At 72.9% G+C, this 22,250-nt stretch carries 10 protein-coding genes and 1 tRNA gene; 2 read left to right on the top strand and 9 right to left on the bottom strand.

Annotation, left to right across the window (positions count from 1 at the left end; genetic code table 11):
- Window positions 1-37: 37 nt before the first annotated feature.
- The 8 genes from A5694_RS25030 to A5694_RS25130 form a co-directional block, all read right to left on the bottom strand.
- A complete protein-coding gene (locus A5694_RS25030; protein ID WP_064919886.1) occupies window positions 38-4,264 on the bottom strand; it encodes a PGRS repeat-containing protein in 4,227 nt (1,408 codons plus the stop codon).
- A 59-nt stretch (window positions 4,265-4,323) separates the two neighbouring features.
- Window positions 4,324-5,472 (bottom strand): outer membrane porin GjpA, encoded by a 1,149-nt coding sequence (gene gjpA, locus A5694_RS00395; RefSeq protein WP_064919885.1) that lies wholly within the window; start codon window positions 5,470-5,472, stop codon window positions 4,324-4,326.
- 588 nt (window positions 5,473-6,060) lie between these two features.
- Window positions 6,061-6,687: a MarR family winged helix-turn-helix transcriptional regulator gene (locus tag A5694_RS00390; protein ID WP_342707963.1), complete on the bottom strand. Its 627-nt coding sequence runs from the start codon at window positions 6,685-6,687 to the stop codon at window positions 6,061-6,063.
- Window positions 6,688-6,917: 230 nt separating this feature from the next.
- Window positions 6,918-7,436 carry a MarR family winged helix-turn-helix transcriptional regulator gene (locus A5694_RS00385; protein ID WP_064919883.1) on the bottom strand — a complete coding sequence of 173 codons (519 nt, stop codon included), beginning with the start codon at window positions 7,434-7,436 and terminating at the stop codon, window positions 6,918-6,920.
- Between the two features lie 202 nt (window positions 7,437-7,638).
- Window positions 7,639-7,725, bottom strand: a tRNA-Ser gene (locus A5694_RS00380).
- A 99-nt stretch (window positions 7,726-7,824) separates the two neighbouring features.
- Window positions 7,825-10,260 (bottom strand): PGRS repeat-containing protein, encoded by a 2,436-nt coding sequence (locus A5694_RS24865; protein ID WP_064919882.1) that lies wholly within the window; start codon window positions 10,258-10,260, stop codon window positions 7,825-7,827.
- A 129-nt stretch (window positions 10,261-10,389) separates the two neighbouring features.
- Window positions 10,390-11,484, bottom strand: a complete 1,095-nt coding sequence (gene gjpA / locus A5694_RS00370; protein ID WP_064919881.1) for an outer membrane porin GjpA — start codon at window positions 11,482-11,484, stop codon at window positions 10,390-10,392.
- Between the two features lie 449 nt (window positions 11,485-11,933).
- Window positions 11,934-12,941: a MarR family transcriptional regulator gene (locus A5694_RS25130; RefSeq protein ID WP_165604321.1), complete on the bottom strand. Its 1,008-nt coding sequence runs from the start codon at window positions 12,939-12,941 to the stop codon at window positions 11,934-11,936.
- A 43-nt stretch (window positions 12,942-12,984) separates the two neighbouring features.
- On the opposite strand from A5694_RS25130, the gene A5694_RS00360 reads away from it, so the two are divergent.
- Together A5694_RS00360 and A5694_RS00355 are read left to right on the top strand one after the other, a co-directional pair.
- The gene (locus tag A5694_RS00360) at window positions 12,985-13,953 is read left to right on the top strand and encodes an NAD(P)H-quinone oxidoreductase (RefSeq protein ID WP_064919907.1); all 969 of its coding nucleotides are present in this window, start codon (window positions 12,985-12,987) and stop codon (window positions 13,951-13,953) included.
- A gap of 182 nt (window positions 13,954-14,135) precedes the next feature.
- Window positions 14,136-14,750 (top strand): GNAT family N-acetyltransferase, encoded by a 615-nt coding sequence (locus A5694_RS00355; RefSeq protein WP_234786437.1) that lies wholly within the window; start codon window positions 14,136-14,138, stop codon window positions 14,748-14,750.
- A gap of 123 nt (window positions 14,751-14,873) precedes the next feature.
- On the opposite strand, the gene A5694_RS24860 is transcribed toward A5694_RS00355, so the two are convergent.
- The coding region (locus A5694_RS24860) for a hypothetical protein (protein WP_064919879.1) at window positions 14,874-22,250 on the bottom strand (7,377 nt) is incomplete at its 5' end.

The raw sequence follows: 22,250 nt of genomic DNA, 5'->3' as shown, positions 1-22,250 counted from the left end.
TGGGTTGCGCCCTGAGTGCAGTGTGAACGGGGTGCTGTCAGCCGGGGAGGCCGTTGTTGCCGTTGGCCCCGTTGGCGCCGTTGGTGCCGGGGCCGGCGCCGGGACCACCGGCGGCACCGCCGGTCCCGCCGGTCCCGCCGGTACCGCGAGTGCCGCCTGCGCCACCGGGGGTGCCGCCGTTGCCGCCGTTACCACCCTTGCCGCCGGCCGGTCCGTTGCCGCCGTTGCCGTTGGCGCCGTCGTTCCCGCTGGTGCTGTCGCCGCCGGTGCCACCCTTACCACCGGTACCGCTGTTGCCGCCGTCGCCGCCGTTGCCGCCAGCCTGGCCGACACCGGCGTTGACGCCGCCCTTGCCACCGGTGCCACCGGTGCCGCCCGCGCCGCCGGCACCACCGACACCGCCCTTGCCGCCATCGCCGGTTACCGACGTGCCGCCGGTACCACCGACACCACCGTTGCCGCCGTTGCCGCCATCGGTTGCGTCGCCGCCGGCCGTGGTGGTTCCCGCGGTTCCGGCCGTGCCCGCTCGGCCGGCGCCACCGCTCCCGCCGGTCCCGCCGTTGCCGCCGTTGCCGCTGGTCGAGGCGCCACCGGTGCCACCGTTACCGCCGTTGCCACCGGTGCCGGCAGGCCCGCCACTGGCAGGGACGCCGCTCATCCCGCCGGCGCCACCGTTGCCGCCGTTGCCGCCGTTACCGCTGCCGGAGATACCGCCGGAGCCGCCGTCGCCGCCGTTACCGGAGGCCCCGCCGCTGGTTCCGATACCACCGGAACCACCGTTGCCACCGTTGCCACCGTTGCCGTCGAGACCGCCGTTGATGCCGGCACCGCCGGCGCCACCGGTGCCACCGTCGCCACCGCGCAGGCCGTTCCCGGCGGCATTGACCCCACCGGTGCCACCGGCCCCACCGGCGCCACCGGCGCCGGCAAGTCCATCGGCGCCGGTGCCGGAGGCACCTCCCGAACCGCCCTTTCCGCCGTTTCCGCCGTCGCCACCAGCGGTTCCGGACGCAGCGCCATTGAGACCGGCGCCGCCGGTGCCACCGACGCCACCGTTACCGCCGGTGCCGCTGCCGGAGGTACCACCGTTACCGGCGTTTCCGCCATTGCCGGCCGATCCGCCGATGACTCCGGCACCGCCGGCACCGCCGGCGCCACCGACGCCACCATTACCGGTGCCGGAGGTGCCACCGGTGCCACCGTTGCCACCGTCACCGGAGTCCCCGCCGTTGGTTCCGACGCCGCCGGCTCCACCGGCGCCACCGACGCCACCGGTGCCGTCCAGGCCACCGTTGACGCCGGCCCCGCCGGCACCACCGTTGCCGCCGTTACCACCGTTCAGGCCGTTGCCGTCGGCGTCGACGCCGCCCACGCCGCCGGCACCACCGGCACCACCGACGCCGGCGGCGCCCCAGGTGCCGCTGGTGGATGCCCCGCCGGTACCGCCCTTACCGCCATTGCCGCCGTCCCCGCCGACGGTCCCGGTGACGGTGTCGCTTCCGACCACACCCGCATGGCCGGCGCCACCGGCGCCGCCCACGCCGCCGGCACCACCGGCGCCGCTGCCAGAGGTCCCGCCGGCGCCACCAGCGCCACCGTTACCGGAGGACCCGCCGTTGACGCCGACGCCACCGGCGCCGCCGGCGCCACCCGCGCCACCGGCGCCGTCGAGTGCGTCGGTGCCCGCGGTCCCGTTGGTGCCGCTGGTGCTGATGCCACCGGCCCCGCCGTGGCCTCCGGTTCCACCAGCGCCGCCCTTGCCGCCGTTGCCGCCGTCAAGGCCGTTGCCGTTGGCATCGACACCGCCGACGCCGCCCTTACCGCCGACGCCACCGCTTCCGCCGACGCTGCCGTTGCCGCCGGCGCCACCGTTACCGGTGACCGCGCTGCCGCCGGCGCCGCCGTTTCCGCCGTTGCCGCCGTTTCCGGCGTCGTAGCCGTCGCCACCGGCCGCCCGTGGGTGCGGAATTCCCGCGGTCCCGGCACTCGCGGAGCCGCCGAAGAGGCCGGCATTGCCGCCGTTTCCGCCGTTACCGGTACCGGTCGCCGCGCCGCCGTTTCCACCGTCTCCGGCATTGCCGCCCGTGACGCCACCGCCACCGAAGCCACCGGTCCCGCCGTTACCGCCGTTGACCGCGCCGGCCCCGGTGCCGCCGGTGCCACCGGTGCCGCCGTTACCGCCGGGGCCCGGCGGGAAGCTGCCGCCCGCCGAGGAGCCCCCGTTTCCGGCGTTGCCGCCGTTGCCGGCATGGCTGGCGCCGAAGGGGTTGTTGGGGTTGGTGGCGCCAGCACTGTTGCCACCGGTACCGCCGTCGCCCCCGTCGCCGCCGGCCAACTGCCCGCTGCCACCGGAGCCACCGTTGCCGCCGGTCCCACCGGACGCGGTGCCGTCGCCACCGGATCCGCCGTTACCGCCGACGCCGGCGAAGCCACCGCCCGACGACAGGCCCGCCGCGGCGGCGCCGCCGGTGCCGCCGGCACCGCCGTTACCGCCGGTGCTGATGACGCCGGCGCCGGTCGCCCCGTCGGCGCCGTTGCCGCCGTCACCACCGACCCCGGCGATGCCGTTGGCCTTGGCGCCGCCGCCTGTTCCGCCGTTGCCACCGTTGCCGCCCTTGCTGAAGACGGTGCCGTCTTCGGACTTCCAGCCGGTGCTCTGCGCGCCGTCGGCGCCGGTGCCACCGTTCCCGCCGCTGCTGAAGGTGCCGGCACCACCGTTGCCGCCGTTGCCTCCGTTGCCGCCGACGTAGGTACCGGTGCCGGCCGCGCCGCCATCGCCGCCCTGACCACCCCAGCCGTTGACACCGCCCAGGACGAGCGGGACGTTGCCGCCGACCCCGCCGTTGCCGCCGTTGCCGCCGTTGCCGCCGATGGTCTGGACGGTGTTGTCGTCGGTCGCGGCGTCACCGGCGGCGCCACCGGCGCCGCCGTTACCGCCGTGGCCGTCTTCGGCGGTGTTGTTGCCGCCATTACCCCCGTTGCCACCGTTGCCGCCGTGGAGTGCACCGAACCCACCGGCGCCGCCATCGGCACCGTTGCCGCCCACGCCGCCGACGCCGACCCCGGCCCCGCCGTTGCCGCCGGCGCCGCCGGCCCCACCGGTCAGGCCGGCACCGCCATTGCCGGCCGCCCCACCGTTACCGCCCAGAGGTCCGGCGCCGCCGGTGCCACCGGTACCGCCGGCACCGCCGTTGCCGAGGTAGTCCCCGTTGGCGTCCTTGAAAGCGTCCCCGCCGTCGGTCCCGGCCGCCCCGGTGCCACCGACCCCGGCCGCACCGGCGCTTCCGTAGGAACCGTCGAACTTTTCGCCGCCCGCGCCGCCGGCGCCGCCAGCGGCACCCGCGCCGCCGTTGGCACCGTTGAGGTGCGCTGCGATGCCGTCGTCGACGCCGTTGGCGGAGGTGCCGGTGCCACCGGCGGCGCCGCCGGCCCCACCGTTGCCGCCATTGCCGTAGAGGAAGCCGCTACGGCCGCCGGCACCACCGGCCCCACCGGTGCCGCCGGTGCCGCCGATGCCGGTACCGCCGTTGGCGTAGCTGCCGTTGGCGCCCGCGGTGCCATTGCCGCCGGCGCCGCCGTTGCCGCCGTTGCCAAAGAACCAGCCGACCGCGTCGCCACCGTTGCCGCCGGCACCGCCGCTGCCGCTCACACCGACACCCATACCGCCGGCACCACCGTCACCGCCGATGCCCATGAAGGAGCCGCCGGCACCGCCGTTGCCGCCCGCACCGGTCTCGAAGCCGTCACCGCCGGCACCGCCGTTGCCGAACCATCCTGCGGCACCGCCGTTTCCGCCGGCCAGCGCCGCGTCATTGCTGTCCCAGCCGGCACCGCCGTCACCGAACCACAGACCGCCGTCGCCGCCATCGGGGTTCTCGGCCGTCCCGGCCGCGCCGTCGCCGATCAAGAACAGCCCGGAGGACTCATTGATCCATCCGTTGACCAGCTCACCGAGATCGCTGTTGATCCAAGCCTCCACACCGAGGTGGATCGGTTGGTAGAACCATTGGTCGATAATGCTGGTCATGTCGAATTGGCTGCTGTCGGCGGCCAGTGGGGTATCTACCGATGCGGCGGGGCCGAACAGGTCCATCAGCCAGTCCATCCCGTCGTCGGCCTGCGCCGACGGAAGGCCCGCCAGCGGCATCATTCCGAACGCCAAGAAGGCGGTGGCCGCACCACCGGCACCGATCGCCCGCCTGTGACGCGATTGACCGGCCTGCTGATGACCGCGGCGCCGGGTGCTGCTGTGACGACGACTCATTGAGGAACACCTTTCATCAGATGTAAAACCGTGGGGTAGTGGAGTTTTGGGGAGGCGGGTCAGCCGAAGATGCCGTTGAGCAGGTCCTGCAGCCCGCTGAACGCGTCGGTGGCCTGTGCGCTCAGTCCGCCGTCGTCAAGGAAGTCGTCCGGGATGGTGGGCAGCTCGACACCGACCCCGGGCGGCGTCACAACAACGGGGCCCTTACCGTCCCAGCCCGAGCCCAGCAGCGCCCCGACGATCTGTCCCCATGCCTGCATGGCGCCGATCGGGCCAACGCCCACGCCGTCCACCGCGATCTTGCCGAGAACCGGGACACCCACCATCTCCAGTCCGAGCGAGTTGAAGATGGAGCCGCCCACCGCGGGAACAGCGGCCTCGATTTCGCCGCCGGCGCCGAGCACCTGATAGGGGCCGACGGTCACCGCGCCCGGGCTGAGCAGGCCACCGAAGGCCACCTCCAAGTGGTCCAGGCTCATGCCGTTCGGGAGGAACCCCGCGTCATTGATCATCGGCAGGATCGAGTCGAGGTTGAGCGTGGCGCCGTTGAGGAAGCCGCCGTAGGTCGCGGCGAGGACTTCGTTGAAGCTGTCGCCGTCGTTGATGCTGTTCATCATGGCGATCCAGGGGCTGATGCCCGGCCCCAGCGAACCCATGATGATTCCGGACAGCGGTGAAGCCAGGAAGTTGAGAACCTGCGACACCATGTCCTTGTCCACGTCGGGCGGCAGAAAGCCCGGGACCTGACCGAACAGGAAGAGATGGCCCGTCGGGGCCGAGCCCCCGTTGAGGGTGTGGTGACTGACGATGTCCGAAGTCGCCTTGTCGACGTCCCCCAGCAGCGTGTAGCCGTCGCGCACCGCCACCCAGTGCTCCTGGATCCCCGTGTTGATGGCGGCGAGCGTGCTGCTGCTCGGGTCGTCCAGGAACTGCTGCGCGTAACCCATGACGTTGGCGTACAGCTGCTGGAACGCCACTCCGGGCGCAAGCATGTAGTTGTTGAGCAGGGTCGTGGCGTTGGCGGAGGCGGTGTTGAACACGTCCACCCACGGGTCGGCCAGCTCAGGCAGGCCCCCACCCGCGGTGAGCGCGACGTCAACGACCGTGGGGACCGCGGGCGCCGGCGACACTACCGGTGTGGCCGCGATCAGGCCGGTCCCGGCGATGACGACACCGGCCGTGGCGTAGGGGCGAAGAATGGCGTGCAAGGGGGGACTCCTTCAGTCTTGTGACTCAGCACACGAAAAGTAACTGAGGCGAACCTGAAAAACACGTCGCTGACGGGTCAGTTCTCGAAACTGTGCCGCCGCCTACTTCTTCGGCAATGTGACCACTGCGGCAAATCCGCAGGTAATGCGGATCGCTCGCGGCGACAGCAAATGATTCCCGAAGGCCGGATGGTTCGACTGGAAATTACCGGGCGGTAGTAACTGGAACACGTTCATCCCGCCGGATTTCGCGTCTCGTCGGCGCGTAATTGCCGCTGAACTGGGGATGTAGTGGCGGTAGACCACCGCCCTGCGAGGATTTCGGAAACAGGTGTCAAGTATTGAAATCGCAGCGCGCCCGCTGATACGGGCAAACTATCGATAACCGCGGGAACCCGGGCTACCCGGGCCCGAAGATGCACTCCTCGCCGTGGATCGACCGGCTTAAGGGGAGGAACATCGGATGCTGGGATGGATGGCAGTGCGAACGTACTGAGAAACTCGCAGGATTTTGCCAGCCATGTCCCAGCCGTGAGCCGGGCGACGCGTGCGGCGGCACCGCCGGCCGTGAAGCCAGGGCAGGCGCGCTCAGCGGTGCCCGGGCTTGGCCGGGAGACCTGCTGCCTTCAACGACGTGTTGATCTGATCGCAGCTGGCGCCGAGGGCGAGCATCTGTTGTCGAGACATCCGATTCACGTAGAGCAACCGAACCTGCTGGGCGTAAGTCTTGGTGGCCTCCCTGACCCGCATCCGTCCATCGGGAGTGATCTCGGCCAGCACTCCCCGACCATCTCCGGGGCTGCGAACGCGGTGGAGGAGCCCGCGGACTTCCAGGCGGCCGGTCAGCCAGGTCACCCGACTGCGCAACAGCATCAACTCCTCGGCCAGTTCGCTCATCCGGGCAGACCCGTTGTCAGATTTGGTCAGAAAGTCCAGCAACCGGAGTTCGAACAGATTGAGCCGGTGCTGTTCCATCAGGTGCCGGTTCAGCACGGCCAACAGGCCCATCGACGCCTCGACAAACTGCTGCCATGTTTCTTGCTCGACGTCATCGAGGCCCGGCAGCCGAATCATCGACGGCTCAATACCTGTCCGCTCCACGCCGGGCGACGGTACCGAACGAGATCCCGCAGCGGTTGCGGAAATCGACGTGGCAGCAACGCTTTCCGCAAAGATCTGGCGTAACTCCGAGGGGGCCGCAAACTTGTGGAACACTCGTCAGCGCTGCTGACGGTGCCTGGCGTCGCCGTCCCCGCAAATAATCCAAAGTATCCTGGTTAATTCAACCGGAAAATAACTCCTGGGTAACTTTCTTCCAATCTGGTCCTAGCGCATTCCGCAGCGTAACCGACGCCCCGGGACCCGCGGTTCATTACTGCACCGAGGTGTTGTGAAGCCGGGTCTTCGTTAACCACCGACAGCACGGCCCGCGGGCTGGGCAAGGTCTATCCCAACGCCTCGGGGATCGGCGAGGCAGAGCTGTCCGGCTTCAGCCCGGAGGTGATCCGTCGGCAGTTCTCTTCAAGGGTAGAAAGCTGCCGCCGCGACAACGAGCCGATGAGATGGGTCCGGACACCGTGGGCGTAGCTGTGGCTGGCCACCGCCACCACCTGCCGGCCCTCGTCGGTGATCCTGGCCACCACGCCGCGCCGATCCAGAGAATTCGGCTCGCGGTGTACGAACTGGCGTTCCTCCAACCGCTTGATCCGCTTGGTCATGTGATGCGGGTTGGCGGCCAACGCCTCAGCCAGGTCACCCATGCGTGCGGTGCCGTCGGCGGATCTGGCCAGGATGTCCAACACTCGTATGTCGATCACTGAGAGCTGATGCGCCCCTGCGAGCTGCCGGTCCATCGCGGTGTGAAACCGCAGTGCGGCATCCAAGAAGTGCTGCCAGGACTTGCGTTCGGCGATGTCCAATCCAGGCAGGTCACTGGCGGTACGACGACGGTAAGGACGCTGCATGCCGTCATGCTAATCGAGCCCCGCTGGCCGACTGGGTTCCGTTTTGTCGGAAATTTTTCGCGTCGGGTTGTCCCGTTCGAGGGCAATGGTTGTCGCCGGGAGCCGGGCACTACGGCGCACAGTTCCGGCACGCTAGCCACGGCAGCGCACCCGACCAAAGACCGGGGTGATCTGTCACCGATGACGCGACTCATCACAACGGCGGTGGCGGAGGGATTTGAACCCCCGGACGGTTTTAGCCGTCTCTCGCTTTCAAGGCGAGTGCATTAGGCCGCTCTGCCACGCCACCGCGGGAATCGTACCTTGGCCATGCCGGTGCACCCGAACTGTCGCAAACTCGTACGCATACGGGCGTTTTGGTGCGAGTTTGCGACTGCTCGTGGCCGATTCAGCCGGGCTGCCCACTGCCGCCGTCGGTACCGGGCTGACCCGGCGGGGTGCCGGTGCCCGCCACGCCGCCGGCGCCGCCTGCTCCGGCCGCCCCGGCTGCGCCGTGCGCCCCGCTGGTGCCGCTGGTGCTGGTGCCGCCCGCGCCGCCGGCCGCGCCGTTGCCGCCGGTGCCGCCGTCGCCACCGTTGCCGCCGGGCAGGGTGTTGCCCTCGGCATCGGTGCCGCCGTTGCCGCCGCGGCTGCCGGCGCCTCCGGTGCCGCCCTTGCCGCCGGCACCGCCGTTCCCGCCGTTGCCGTCGACTGCGCTGCCGCCGGCGCCGCCTTGGCCTCCATTGCCTGCGACGCCACCGTCGTGGCCGTTGCCGCCGGGTGCGTGTGCGGGATTGGTTGCCGGCGCGCCCGTGTAGCCGGTTCCGCCGACGCCGCCGTTACCGCCATTGCCGGCGTCGACGCTCCCGAGGGCACTACCACCGGTCCCGCCGGACCCGCCCTCGCCGCCGACGCCGACGGTGCCGGTGCCACCCATGCCGCCGTCGCCGCCGTCGCCGGCGTGGCTGGGGCCGGTGCCATAGGGGTTGTTGGCGGGCATCATGACGCCGCCGCTGTCGCCGCCGGTGCCGCCGGCACCGCCGTCGCCCGCAGTGCCGCCCGACCCACTACCGCCGAGTAGGACCATGCCCGCGCCGCCACTGCCACCGGTGCCGCCATTGCCGCCCGATGCCGTGCCGCTTCCGCCGTTGCCGCCTACACCGCCGGTACCGGCGTTGCCGCCGCCGTACGCGGTGCCGCCGGCGCCGCCGCTGCCGCCGTTGCCACCCACGCTGATGACACCCGGCCCGGTCGCCCCGGCACCGCCGTTGCCGCCGCTGCCACCGGCCGCAGCATCACCGGCGTAAGAACCACCGCCGGACGAGCCGCTACCGCCGTTACCGCCGTGGCTCCAGATGGTTCCGGTTCCGTCGTCCCAGCCGGTGCTGTCGCCGCCGTTGCCACCGCGGCCGCCGGCCCCGCCGGTGGCACCCGATCCGGCACCGAAGAAGCTGTCACCACCATTACCGCCGGCATAGGTTCCGGCACCGCCGTCCCCACTGTCGCCGCTGGCCCCACCGACCCCCGTTTGGCTGCTTCCGCCCATACCGCCACCGCCGCCGTCGCCGCCAATGGTCTTGACGGTGTTGTCGCCGGTAGCCCCATTGCCTCCAGCGCCACCATTACCGCCCGCACCACCGGCACCGTCTTGGGATGGAGCGCCCCAGCCGCCCCAGCCGCCGTTTCCGCCAGTGCCCGCGGTGGCATCTCCGCCGGCTCCGGCATTTCCGCCGGCGCCGCCGGTGTTGTTGCCGGCGGACTGGCCGCCGTTTCCGCCCCAGCCGCCGGCGCCACCGTTGAGGCCGTTGCCGCCGTGGCCACCAAGGCCGCCGTTGCCGCCGACGTTGCCGTTGCCGGCGATCCCGCCGTCGCTGCCGGAACCACCGTTGCCCAGGTAGTGGCCATTCACGTCTTGGTAGGCGTCGCCGCCGTTACCAGCGTCGCCACCGTCGCCGCCGTTGCCGAGCTGCCCGACGTGCCCGTACATGGGGCTGGTGTAGATGGAGGAGCCGCGCCCGCCGGCCGCACCGCCGGCGCCGCCACCCCAGGACCAGCCACCGTTCCCGCCGTCGACGTGATCGACGGTGCCGGTGGCGCCGTCGCCCCCCTTACCGCCGGCTCCGGCGTTGCCACCGTTGCCGCCGTTGCCGAACATGAAGCTGCTGCGCCCACCGGCGCCGCCGTTGCCGCCGTAACCGCCGGCTATGCCGTTGCCGTCGCCGCCGTTGGCGAATGTTCCTGCGGCGCCGGCCAGCCCATCGGCCCCGTTACCGCCGATCCCGCCGTTGCCGAAGAACCACCCCGACGCGTTGCCGCCGTCGCCGCCGTTGCCGCCAGCAACAGCAGGATCCAGGGCTATCCCACCGTTGCCGCCGGCGCCGCCGTTGCCCATCCAGATCCCGCCGGCCCCACCGTCGCCGCCGTTCGCGCCCGCGCCACCATCACCGCCGGCGCCACCGTCGCCGAACCAGCCAGCCGCATTGCCGCCAGCGCCGCCGGCTACGCCGGCTTCAGTGCTGTCCCAACCGTTTCCACCGTCGCCAAACCACAAGCCGCCGTTGCCGCCATCGGGATTCTCGGCGGTGCCGTCGATCCCATCCCCGATCAGGTATTGACCCGCAGCGGTGTTGATCCAGCCGTTGACCATCGACCCGAAATCACTGTTGATCCAGGCCTCCATCGAGGCGTGAATCGGGTCGTAGAACCACTGATCGATCATCGAGGTCCAGTCGAAGGCGCCCGCATCGGCCGGGCCAGCGGCCAGCCACGCCGAGGAATCGAAAAGATCAGCAAACCAATCGAATTCATCAGCCTGGGCCGGCGGTGCCGCGGTCAGTGGCGCCATTCCGATAGTCAGGAAAGCGCCCACGGTACTGGCGAAGCCGATCGCTCGCTGGTGACGGCGGCTGGTGTGGTGACGAATCATGTTGTGGGTTGCCTCTCTAAGCAACTAAGGGGACAGGGTTTTGGGAGATCAGAGGCCGAGCAGGTCGCCGAGCCAGCCGAACGCGTCGGTCGCGGCGCCGCTGCCGCCGTCGTCGAGGGCATCAGTAGGCAGCAGCGGCAGACCGGCGCCGGCCAGCGGCGGGGTCACCACCACCGCGCCCTTGCCATCCCAACCCGACCCCAACAACGCGCCGACGGTTTGGCCCCAGGCCTGCCACGCGGCGATCGGCCCGATGCCGGCGCTGTTGAGGTCGAGGGTGCCCAGGACTGGCACGCCGCTGAATTCGATGCCCACGCTTTGGAAGATCGATCCGCCGACCGCGGGCACCGAGGCGGCGACCTCACCGCCGGGACCAAGAACCTGATACGGGCCCACCGCGACGGCACCCGGGGACAGCAGCCCGCCGAAGGCGATGTCGAGGTGGTCCATGTTCATCCCGGCCGGGAAGTATCCGGACTCGTTGATCATCGGCAACAACGCATCCAGATTCAGGGTGGCGCCGTTAAGGGTGGCCCCCCACATATTGGCCAGGGTGTCGCCGAAACTGTCGTGGTCGGTGATGCTGTTGTACAACGCGATCCACGGGCTGATCGCCGGGCCGAGCATGCCCATCAGGACCGCGCTGGCCGGGGAGCCCAGGTAGTCGATGATCGGCATGATCATCGACTTGTCCACATCGGCCGGGATATAGCCCGCCACCTGACCGAACATCAGCTGATGGGTGCCATCCATGGTGTGGTTGAGCACGGTGGCGTGGGTGGCGTCGGTCTCGTTCTGCAGCGCCCAGCCCGAGATCACCGCGTTGAGATGCGTCTGAATCTCCTCGTTGACCGCATTGGTCGAACCCGATGGGTCATTGGCCAACTGGTCCCAGTAGTCCAGCTGGTTGGCCCAGAACTGCTGCATGCCGACCCCAGGCGCCAGGTACCAGTTGTTCAACAGGCTGGTCATGTTGGCCGAGGCGGCATTGAGCACGTCATCCCACGCACTGGTCAACGCCACCGCCCGGGATTGGACGTCACGCAGCGCGGGCAGCGGCGCGGACAGCGGGGTAACCGCGACGAGACTGGCTCCGACCAGTGCCACACCAGCGGTGGCGTAGGGGCGAATGGTGGCGTGCAAGGGGAACTCCTCGACAGGTGAATGTGGTGACGCTCTGAACAGCGCTGAACGTAACTAAGCGGGGGCTGAGTGTCTCTAATCGAACGTTGTTATTCGCGAACACGTTTGGTGGCGCGATCGTCTGTACGTCCGGCTGGCCCCCGCGAATGCCCACGTCAGCGCCGTAATTGGGGCAGCCGATGTAACGGCGGGACCACGCGGAAACTACTTCAAGTGGTAACTACTCGCGGGTAACCGGTTCCGGTTGCCCCCCAGGCGAAGCAGCGACCGATGATGCAGCAAATAATGAGAACGGTTCTCGTAGAAATCATCGCGCCGCGCCGGCCGTGGCCTGGGACGAACGGTGAATACCGTTGGCGCACAGTGCTTGTCATGTCAACGGGCGGAGCGGGCGATGGGGCATCTGACAGCCGTGGAGCGCCTTGCGCCGCCGCCTTCCGGCGAACGGGTCAGGCCGGGCGCCCTGCCCCGGATTTCAGCGGAACACTGATCCGGCGACACGCGTCGCCGAGGGCGATCGCCTGCGGGCGCGACATCGGATCCAAGTACATCCTGCGAATCTCCTTGGCGTAGCAGGCAAGCGCAGACCCCAATCGTGCCCGCCCCGGAGCGGTGATCCCGGCGACCACACGGCGCCGATCGCCCTGCCCCGGTCCTCGGCGCACCAGGTCATCGGATTCCAGCCGGGCGATGTGCTGGGTGACGCCACTGGGCGTCAGCGCGAACGCCTCGCCCAACGTGCTCATCGGCACGGCGCCGCCCGGCGATTTGGCGATTCGGTCCAGCAACAGCACGTCGATCAACGCGAGCCGATGGGCGGCATGCAGGCGGTCATGCATCGCCGGAAACAGCGCCTCCGCCGATTCGAGGAACTCGTGCCAACACCGCTTACCCGCATCGTCGACCCCCGGCATGTAGCAGCTCGGGGCCTCCGGAAAGGTCTGATCGGATGCGACGACGCCATGTTGCCGATCCGGGGCGCTCAGGGCTTGCCTGATGCGCCAACAGTTCTCCGCGATCGTATTCATCTGCCGGGCCGACAGTGGACCGAGCAGGTGGGTCGCCACACCTCGCGTGTAGCTGATTCGCGCCCGGTCGACCATGGCGCGGCCGTCATCGGTGACGAGCGCGACCACCCCGCGCCGGTCCTGCGGGTCTCCTTCACGCTGCACCAGCCCGCGCGCCTCCAGGCGGTCGATCCGCTTGGTCATCTGGCGCCGGGTCGCCGCCAACGCGCCGGCCAGATCGCCCATCCGACCCGATCCGTCGGCGGACTTGGTCAAGATGTCCAGCACCCGCAGGTCGATCACCGACAACTGATGCTCCGCGTTGAGCAACCGGTTCAGCAGCGCATCGAAGCGCAGCACGGCATCCAAATAGTGTTGCCAGGCTTGTCGTTCGGCGAGGTCCAAGCCGGGCAGGTCACTCCCGGTCCGGGGGCGTTCGCGGCGCTGCACAGCGTCATGCTAAGCGATTCCGGCTGGTAGTAGCGTGTTCGGCATGCGTGCCATCGTCGCTGAGTCCCCCGAGGTGTTGTCCTGGCAAGAGGTCGCCGACGTGCGGCCAGCGGCCGGCGAGGTGCTGATCCGGGTCGCCGCGGCCGGGGTGAACCGGGCCGACCTGCTACAGGCGGCCGGCAAGTATCCGCCCCCGCCGGGGGCCAGTGACACCATCGGGTTGGAGGTCTCTGGGGTGGTCGCCGCCGTCGGCGATGGGGTATCCGATTGGGTTGTCGGGCAAGAGGTTTGCGCGTTGCTGGCCGGCGGAGGCTACGCGGAGTACGTCGCGGTGCCGGCCCCGCAGGTGCTGCCGATTCCAGGCGGCGTGGACCTGGTCGATGCCGCCGGCCTGCCGGAGGTGGCCTGCACGGTGTGGTCGAATCTGGTACAAACGGCGGGGCTGACCGAGGGACAACAGCTGCTGGTGCACGGCGGGGCGAGCGGGGTGGGCAGCCACGCCATTCAAGTGGCCCGACAGCTCGGGGCGTGGGTGGCCGTCACCGCCGGCTCGGAGGCCAAGCTGGCGTTCTGCCGCGAGCTGGGCGCCGACGTCACCATCAACTATCACGACGAAGACTTCGTCGCGAGGATCCGCGAGGCCGGCGGCGCCGACGTGATCCTGGACATCATGGGCGCGGCCTACCTGGACCGCAATATCGACGCGCTGGCCGATGACGGGCGCCTGATCGTCATCGGAATGCAGGGCGGGGTCAAAGCCGAAGTGAACTTGGGCAAGCTGATCGGCAAACGCGCCGGAGTGATCGGCACCGCCTTGCGCGGCCGGCCGGTGGAGGGCCCGCACGGTAAGGGCGCCGTCGTGGCCGCGGTGACCGGCAAGGTGTGGCCGATGCTCGCCGACGGCCGGATCAAGCCGGTGATCGGCGCGCGGGTGCCCATCGAGCAGGTCGGCGAGGCGCACCGGCTGCTGTCCTCGGGTGAGGTGACCGGCAAGGTTGTGCTGACGCTCTAGCGTCGAATGTGCGGGGTGTCATTTCGACCGGGATTGCGGAGCCGATACCGGTAGGTCAACGTAGCATCAGTGGCGAACCCATTGGCGACGGCGCTGCCGTCAACGGATTCCCAGGAGGCACTTGCCATGGCTACCGAAACCGCTTCGGCTACACCGAGTTCCGGTGCACGATGAGTTCACTCATGCCGCGGCAACGGCCCGACGTCACTGACGAGGTTCGCACGGTTCCGCCGCCCCCGCTGCCGGTACTGGCAGAGCCGTACAGCATCCGCTTCGCAGACCCGGCCGGCGACGCCGAGATGATCTCCGAATGGATGAACCGGCCGCACCTGGAAGCAACGTGGGACTACGCTTATCCGGCCGACGAATGGCGGCGCCACTTGGAGATCCAATTCGAAGGCAGCTACTCGCGTCCCTACGTCTACAGCGTCGACGGGCGGCCGCTGGGATACATGGAATTGTTCCGCGCCGCACAGGACGACATCTCTACCGTGTACGACGCCCATCCCTACGACGTGGGGTTGCACGGCGCCATGGCTGACCCCGACATGGTTGAAAAAGGCCACGGGGCGAACATCTTTGGCCCGTTGGTCTCCAGCATCTTCCGGGCTGAACCGCAGTGCCGACGGATCATCGGAGATGCTCACGCCGCCGGCTCGTATGGACGTCGGTTCTGGGAGCGGCGGGGTGGGGTTTTCCTCGGCGAACACTACATGGCCAAGTGGGATCAGCAGATCGCGCTGTTCGCCTGGCCGAGAGACCCCCAGGACGTTCCGGCCTATCGCCGTACGTCGTAGCGCGGCCGACGGGACATTTCCGCACGCCCACGGCAACGTCTGTGAACGGGCGAGGGCCCGGCCCGACACACTCGTCGGTCCGGGCCCTCGCTCGTTTGCGGGAAGTCCCTGCGGCGCAGGCCCTTACGGGGCCCCCGTACCGCCGGCGCCGCCGGCGCCGCCAGTACCGACGGTGCTACCGCTGGAATTGCCGCCCGGGACACCGGCCGTGCCTGGCGACCCGAGGACGCCGTCGCCATTGGCACCACCGGCACCACCGTTGCCGCCGTTGCCGCCCCGGCCGGCAAAGCCGGCCTTGCTGGGCTTGCTGGCACCGTTGGAGCCCTTGCCACCGGCACCGCCCTGACCGCCGGAGCCGCCCTGACCATGGGTGCCGTCGGTGTTGACGCCGCCCTGACCGCCGGTGCCGCCGGTGCCGCCGTTGCCGCCGGCACCGCCAGCGCCACCGCCACCGGTGCCCTGGCCGACGAGGCCGTTGTAGCCGGCGCCACCGGCGCCGCCCGCGCCGCCGACCCCGGCGTTACCGCCCAGGCCGCCCTTGCCGGCCACACCGCCGGCGCCGTGCGCACCGGACTGACCGTCACCCAGCGCAACACCACCGGCGCCGCCCTGGCCGGCGTTGCCGCCGACACCACCGTCGCCGCCCTGGCCGCCCTCACCGCCGGTACCGCCTTGGCGCCCGGGCAAGCCGAGGGAGCCAGCACCACCGGTACCGCCGACGCCGCCGTTGCCGCCAGTGCCGCCCTTACCGCCGGCACCACCGTTGCCGCCGAGGCCGCCCTGGCCGCCGTCGCCGGAGACGGTGCCGCCGGCACCACCGACACCGCCGGTGCCGCCGGCGCCACCGGCGAACCCGGTGGCACCCTTGGCGCCATTGCCGCCGGTCCCGCCGGCCATGACCTGGCCCTGCGGGTCCTTGGGGGCATTGACGCCGGCCGCGCCGTTTGCGCCGACCGAGGTGTTCGCCCCGGCTGCCCCGCCGCTACCGGCGTTGCCGCCGTTGCCGCCGGTGCCGTGCTGGGCGGCCGCACCGCCGTTGCCGCCGTTGCCGCCGGCCGCGCCGGCGCCGTTGGCGGCATTGGTTCCGGAGGTGCCGGCGGCGCCGTTGCCGCCGTTACCACCTGCGCCGCCGTTACCGAACTCGCCGGTGGCATTGCCGCCGACGCCGCCGTTGCCGCCGGCCTGCGCGAGGCCGCTGCCCAGCGTCACACCGTTGCCGCCGTTGCCGCCGGTGCCACCGACGGCGATCGCGCCGCCGGCACCGGTGGCGCCACTGTCGGCCTGGGTGACGCCGTCGCCGGCGAGACCGCCGGCCCCGGCCGCGCCGCCGGCACCCGCGGTGCTGCTGCTATTGCCGCCGCGGCCGCCGCTTCCGGCAATGGCATTGGTGCCGCCACCGGCGCCGTCGCCGCCGCGGCCGCCGACACCGGCGTTGCCGCCTGCGCCGCCGTCGCCGCCATGGCCGCCGTCACCGTCGGCACCGTTGTTGCCGACGTTGGCCACACCGCCGGCGCCACCCGTACCACCGGTACCGCCGGCCCCGCCGTTACCGGCCGCGCCGGTGGCGTCACCGCCGTTGCCGCCGTTGGCGCCGCTGCCGGCCGCCGCGTTGGCTCCCGCGGTGCCGTTGGCGGCATTACCGCCGACACCACCGGCACCACCGAGACCGCCCTTGCCGCCGGCACCGCCGTCGCCGGAGACGGTGCCGCCGGCACCACCCTGGCCGCCGTTACCGCCGGCGGCGCCGGCCGCGCCGTCGGTGCCGTTGCCGGAGGCGTCGGTGGTTCCGGCCAAGCCGGCCGCACCGGCCCCACCGTCACCGCCGGCGCCACCGTGGCCGATCGTCCCGGCCGCGCCGCCGGAACCACCGTTGCCGCCGGCCTGGCTCACGCCACCCACGATCTGACCGTTGCCACCGGCGCCGCCGTCGCCGCCGGCGCCGCCGAGTATGGCGCCGTCCTGGCCGTTTCCGGCCGCAACACCGGCACCGCTGAGACCGCCGGCACCACCCTGGCCGGCCGTGCCCGCCGTGCCGCCGTGGCCGCCGTTACCGCCGTTACCGGCGGTGTCGTTGGCGCCGCCGCCGGCCCCGGCACCGCCATTGCCGCCATTGGCGCCGTCACCGGTGTTGCCGCCGGCACCACCGATACCGCCGGCCCCGGACACCCCGGCGTCGCCGTTGAGGGCTTCACCGCCGGCCCCGCCGTTACCACCGTGGCCACCGGCGCCACCGTTGCCGTTGGTGCTGGTGGCGTCGCCACCGTTGCCGCCGTTGCCGCCGCTGTTGGCCGCGGCATTGGCACCGTCGGCGGCGTTGACGCCGGCACCGCCGTGGCCACCGGCTCCACCGGTACCACCGACACCGCCGGCGCCACCGTTACCCGAGGTGGTACCGCCGGCGCCGCCCTGGCCGCCGTTACCGCCGTTACCGCCCGCGGTGCCGTGGGTGCCGTCGCCGGAACCATCGGTGATTCCGTTGAGACCGGCCGAACCGACGCCGCCGTCACCGCCCGCGCCACCGTTGCCGATCGCGCCGGCGTTACCGCCCTGGCCGCCGACACCACCGTCTTGAGCGGTGCCGTCCGCCAAGGCCTGGCCGTGACCGCCGTTACCGCCGGCGCCGCCGTCGCCGCCCGCGCCGTTGCTACCGCCCTGGCCGTTGGCAGCCTGGGCGCCACCCTGGCCGGTACCGCCGGCCCCGCCGGCACCGCCCAGACTGCGGTCGCCGCCGGTGCCACCGACACCACCGTTACCGGCGGCGGCTCCGGTGCCGCCGTTGCCGCCATTGCCGCCGGCGCCACCGTTGCCGGCATTGCCGGCGTTGCCGCCCGCACCGCCGACACCACCGGCACCGTGGGCGGCATCGCCACCCAGGCCACCGGCGCCGCCAGCGGCTGCGTTGCCGCCCAGACCTCCGTTGCCGCCGCTGCTTCCCGCGGCCCCGAGGACGCCGTCGCCACCGTTGCCGCCGCTGCCGCCGTTACCACCGGCACCACCGGCTCCTGCGGCGCCTGACGTGGTGCCACCGGCACCACCGTTGCCGCCGGCACCGCCGACACCACCGCTGCCGCCGGTGGTTCCGTTGCCGTCGCCGCCGGTCACGCCGATCACGCCGTTACCGCCGTGGCCACCGGCACCACCGACGCCACCGGTGCCGATCGCGCCGGCCGCGCCACCGTTACCGCCGTAACCACCGGCCTGGCCGGTCATCCCGTCGGCCAGGAGCGCGCCATTACCCCCGGCGCCACCGGCGCCACCATTGCCGCCGCCCGCGGCCGCGCCGGCCGCGCCGTCGTTGCGGTAGGTGACGCCGTCGCCGTTCAGGCCGCCCTTGCCGCCGGCCCCGGCGGTGCCACGGTCGCCACCGGCACCACCATTGCCGCCGTGCCCGGCCGTGTCGTCGGCGCCCCCGCCGGCACCGGCCCCGCCGCGGCCGCCGTTGCCGGCGTCTCCGCCTGCCCCACCGGTGCCGCCGATACCACCGGAGCCGTTGAGGCCGGCGGTGCCGTTGGTGGCGCTGCCGCCCTGGCCGCCGTTACCGCCGTTACCGCCGACACCACCGTTACCGCCGTTGCCGCCGTCGGTGCCATCGCCGCCGTTGCCGCCGCTGCCGGCCGCCGCGTCGGCCCCGGCCAGACCCTGCACGCCGGAGCCGCCCGCACCACCGTTGCCGCCGGCCCCGCCGACACCGCCCTGACCGCCGTTACCGGAGATCGAGCCGCCCTTGCCGCCGCTGCCGGCGTTACCACCGGCGGCGCCGTTGCCCCCGGTGCCGCCGTTGGCGGTAGCCGTCGATCCCACCGCACCGGCTGCGCCGGCGCCGCCGTTGCCGCCCGCACCACCGTTGCCGATCGTTCCGGCGTCACCGCCGTGGCCGCCCGCGCCGCCGGCCTGCGCCGTGCCGTCTTCGAGGAGCACGCCGTTGCCGCCCTTACCGCCGGCGCCACCGTTGCCGCCGGTCGCGGCGGTACCGGCGTGCCCGCCGGCCGCCTGGCTGGTGTGACCGGCGTTCCAGCCGCCTGCGCCGGCCGTGCCCGCGGCGCCGCGATTGCCGCCGTCGCCGCCGTTGCCGCCGGAGCCCGCGACCGCACCGGTGCCGCCGCCGGTACCGTCGGCGCCGCGGCCGCCGTTTCCGGCGTTTCCGGCGTTGCCGGCGTTGCCACCGACCCCGCCGGCTCCCTCCGCGCCCGCGCTGCCGTGGCTGGCGGTGCCACCGGCACCCCCGTCGCCACCTACACCGCCGTTACCGCCGATGCCGCCATTGCCACCGTCGGTTCCGTCGGCGCCGGACGCGCCGCTCCCGGGAGTGACCGGGGTGCCGCCGATGCCGTCCGCGCCGTGGCCGGCGTTCCCACCGGCACCACCGGCGCCGCCTTGACCGCCCGCGCCACCGTTGCCGGACTCGGTTCCGCCGGCACCGCCCACACCGCCGACGCCGCCGGCGCCGCCGTGGGTGCCGTCGGTGCCGTTGCCGTCCGCGCCGGTGACCCCGGCTATGCCGGCCGCACCGGCTCCACCGGTTCCACCGACACCACCGTTGCCGGCCGATGCCGCGTTGCCGCCGGCGCCGCCGGCACCACCGCCCTGGCCGGTGTCGGTGCCGCTGATCACGCCGGCGCCGAGCCCGCCGTTGCCGCCGGCGCCACCATCGCTGCCGAGACCGGCGGCGCCGTCGTTGCCGGCCACGCCGTCTGCATCCGTGCCGGTGCCGCCGAGGCCCGCGACGCCGGCCGCGGCGCCGTCGGCACCGTTACCGCCCGCGCCACCGGCGCCCGCGTTGCTGCCGCCGCCACCGCCGAGGCCCGTACCGCCAGCCCCTGCCGCACCACCGGCGCCACCATCGCCGGCGTCACCGCCGGCCCCGCCGATGCCGGCCCCGGCCGCACCGCCCTGGCCACCGTTACCGCCCGCGCCGCCCGCGCCGGCGTTGCCGCCATTACCGCCCGCGGTGTCCGCCACGGTCGCGTCCGCGCCCGCGCCGCCGGCGCCGCCCTTACCACCGGCCCCGCCGTTGCCGCCGGCGCCACCGTTACCGGAGGTGGCGCCACCGAGGCCACCGGCGCCGCCGTCGCCGCCGGCACCGCCGACCGCGCCGGCGGTGCCGTTACCGTCAGCGCCGGTAATGCCGTCGACGGTCGCACCGATACCGCCGCTACCACCGGTACCACCGTTGCCAACCGATGCCGCGTTGCCGCCGGAACCACCGTTGCCGCCGCCTTGGCCGGTGTTGGTTCCGTCGTCGATCAGACCCGCGCCGGCGCCGCCCTGGCCACCGGCACCGCCATCGCTGGCGACGCCGTCCTGACCGGCGAGACCGTCGGCGCCGTTAGTGGTGCCCGCTCCACCGGTCCCGACGGTGCCGGCCAGGCCACCGTCGGCGCCGTCACCGCCGTCACCGCCGTTACCGGCGGTCTCGCCGCCGCCGCCACCCAGTCCCTTGCCGCCGGTGCCGGCGACGCCGCCGTTGCCGCCGTAGCCGGAGTTGCCGCCGGCGCCGCCCGTGCCGTTGGTTGCCGCGCCGCCCTGGCCACCGTTGCCGCCCACGCCGCCGGCTCCGGCGTTGCCGCCGTTGCCACCGTCGGTGTCGGCGACCGTGGCGTCCGCGCCGGCTCCGCCGTTACCACCGTTACCGCCGATACCGCCGACGCCGCCCGCCCCACCGTCACCGGAGACGGTGCCACCGGCGCCGCCCTGGCCGCCGACGCCACCGGCACCGCCGACGTACCCGTTGGTGCCGTTGCCGTCGGTGTCGGTGAAGCCGTGGTTGGTTGCACCGGTGCCACCGGTACCACCGACACCGCCGTTTCCGACTGCGCCGGCGTTGCCGCCCTGGCCACCGGCGCCGCCGCCCTGCCCGATGTCGGTGTTGAGGATGAAGCCGTAGCCGTCGCCGCCGCGACCGCCGTCGGCGCCGTCGGCGTTGATGCCGGCGCTGCCCGCAGCACCGTCGGCGCCCGGGCTGGCGCCGTTGCCCCCGACCCCGGCGTTGCCTGCCGCGCCACCGACGGCGCCGTCGCCGCCGTTGCCGCCGCTACCGGCATTGGCGCCACCGCCGCCGCCCGCGCCCTGACCGCCTTCGGCTGCGGTGCCGGCATTGCCGCCGTTGCCTGCCGCGCCGCCGGTTCCGCCGGTCCCGTGGACCGCCGTCCCGCCGGCACCACCGTCGCCGCCCGCGCCGCCGGCACCGGCGCCGCCACCGTTGCCGCCGGCGGTGTCGAAGTTGTCGGCTTGCAGGGCCGCGCCACCGTTACCCCCGGCGCCACCGTGCCCACCGGCACCACCGTCGCCGCCGTTGCCGGAGTTCGTGCCGCCGGCGCCACCCTGGCCACCGTTACCGCCCGCCGAGCCGGCGCCACCGGTCGTGCCGTTGAGGCCGACGGTGGTGCCGTCGACTCCCGCTACGCCGTTGCCGCCGGCACCGCCGACGCCACCATCGCCATCGTTGCCCGCGGCGCCACCGGCACCGCCGTTGCCGCCCGCCTGGGGGATGTTGCCCGCGAGGAGCTCACCGTCGCCGCCGCGGCCGCCAGCGCCGCCGTGACCGCCGGCGCCCTCCGCGCCGGTCGCACCGTCGTCAGCCTGGGCGGTGTTGTCCGCGTTCCAGCCACCCGCACCGCCGGCCCCGGCCGTGCCGCGGTTACCACCCTGACCGCCCTGGCCGCCGGACCCCGCCGTGGCGTTATTGCCACCGCCCGCGCCGTCGCCGCCGCGCCCGCCGTTGCCGGCGTCTCCGGCCGCACCGCCGATGCCGCCTTGGCCACCGAGACCGTCGGCGCCGGCGTTGCCCGCGGAGGCGGTGCCCCCGGCGCCGCCCTGGCCGCCGACGCCACCTTGACCACCATCGCCGCCGTGGCCGCCGCCGACACCGGTGCCGCCGTCGCCGCCGCTACCGGCCGCCGCATCGGTGCCCGCCTGGCCGTCGAGGCCGCCGCCGCCGGCCCCACCGGTGCCGCCTACGCCGCCCGCGCCACCGGCGCCGCCGTTGCCCGAGGTGGTGCCGCCCGCACCACCGGTACCGCCGGCCCCACCGGCGCCACCGGTGCCGCCCGCGGTGCCGTCGCCATTGGCATCGGTTTCACCGTGAACCCCGGTGGCGCCTTGGCCGCCGGTGCCGCCGGTGCCGCCGTTGCCGACCGCGCCGGCATCCCCGCCGTCGCCGCCGCGGCCACCGGCCTGCACGGTGCCATCACCGAGGACCTCGCCCTTGCCGCCGACGCCGCCGTTGCCACCGTTGCCGCCTGTGCCGTCGGCACCCGTGGCACCCGAAGCCGCTTGCGAATCACCGCTGGAGCCACCGGCGCCACCGGCCCCGCCGGTTCCGACCGCACCGCCGGCACCACCCTTGCCACCGGCGCCGGCCTGCGCGGCGCTGCCACCGCCGGCACCGGCACCGCCGTTGCCGCCGTTGCCCGCGTTGCCGCCCGCGCCACCGTCGCCACCGATGCCACCGGCACCGTGCGCACCGGCGATGCCGTGCGCCGACGCGCCACCAACACCACC

This window comes from Mycolicibacter sinensis (assembly GCF_001667945.1).
In the GTDB taxonomy this organism is placed as follows: Bacteria; Actinomycetota; Actinomycetes; order Mycobacteriales; family Mycobacteriaceae; genus Mycobacterium; species Mycobacterium sinense_B.
The sequence above is the reverse complement of the archived record's forward strand: the minus strand, read 5'-3'. Positions and strand labels throughout refer to the sequence as shown.

What these genes read in the sequence shown, in the direction of transcription:
- A5694_RS25030 (WP_064919886.1), bottom strand. Translation starts at nt 4,264, where the DNA reads ATGAGTCGTCGTCACAGCAGCACCCGGCGCCGCGGTCATCAGCAGGCC.
- A5694_RS00385 (WP_064919883.1), bottom strand. Translation starts at nt 7,436, where the DNA reads ATGCAGCGTCCTTACCGTCGTCGTACCGCCAGTGACCTGCCTGGATTG.
- A5694_RS24865 (WP_064919882.1), bottom strand. Translation starts at nt 10,260, where the DNA reads ATGGCGCCACTGACCGCGGCACCGCCGGCCCAGGCTGATGAATTCGAT.
- A5694_RS00360 (WP_064919907.1), top strand. Translation starts at nt 12,985, where the DNA reads ATGCGTGCCATCGTCGCTGAGTCCCCCGAGGTGTTGTCCTGGCAAGAG.
- A5694_RS00355 (WP_234786437.1), top strand. Translation starts at nt 14,136, where the DNA reads ATGCCGCGGCAACGGCCCGACGTCACTGACGAGGTTCGCACGGTTCCG.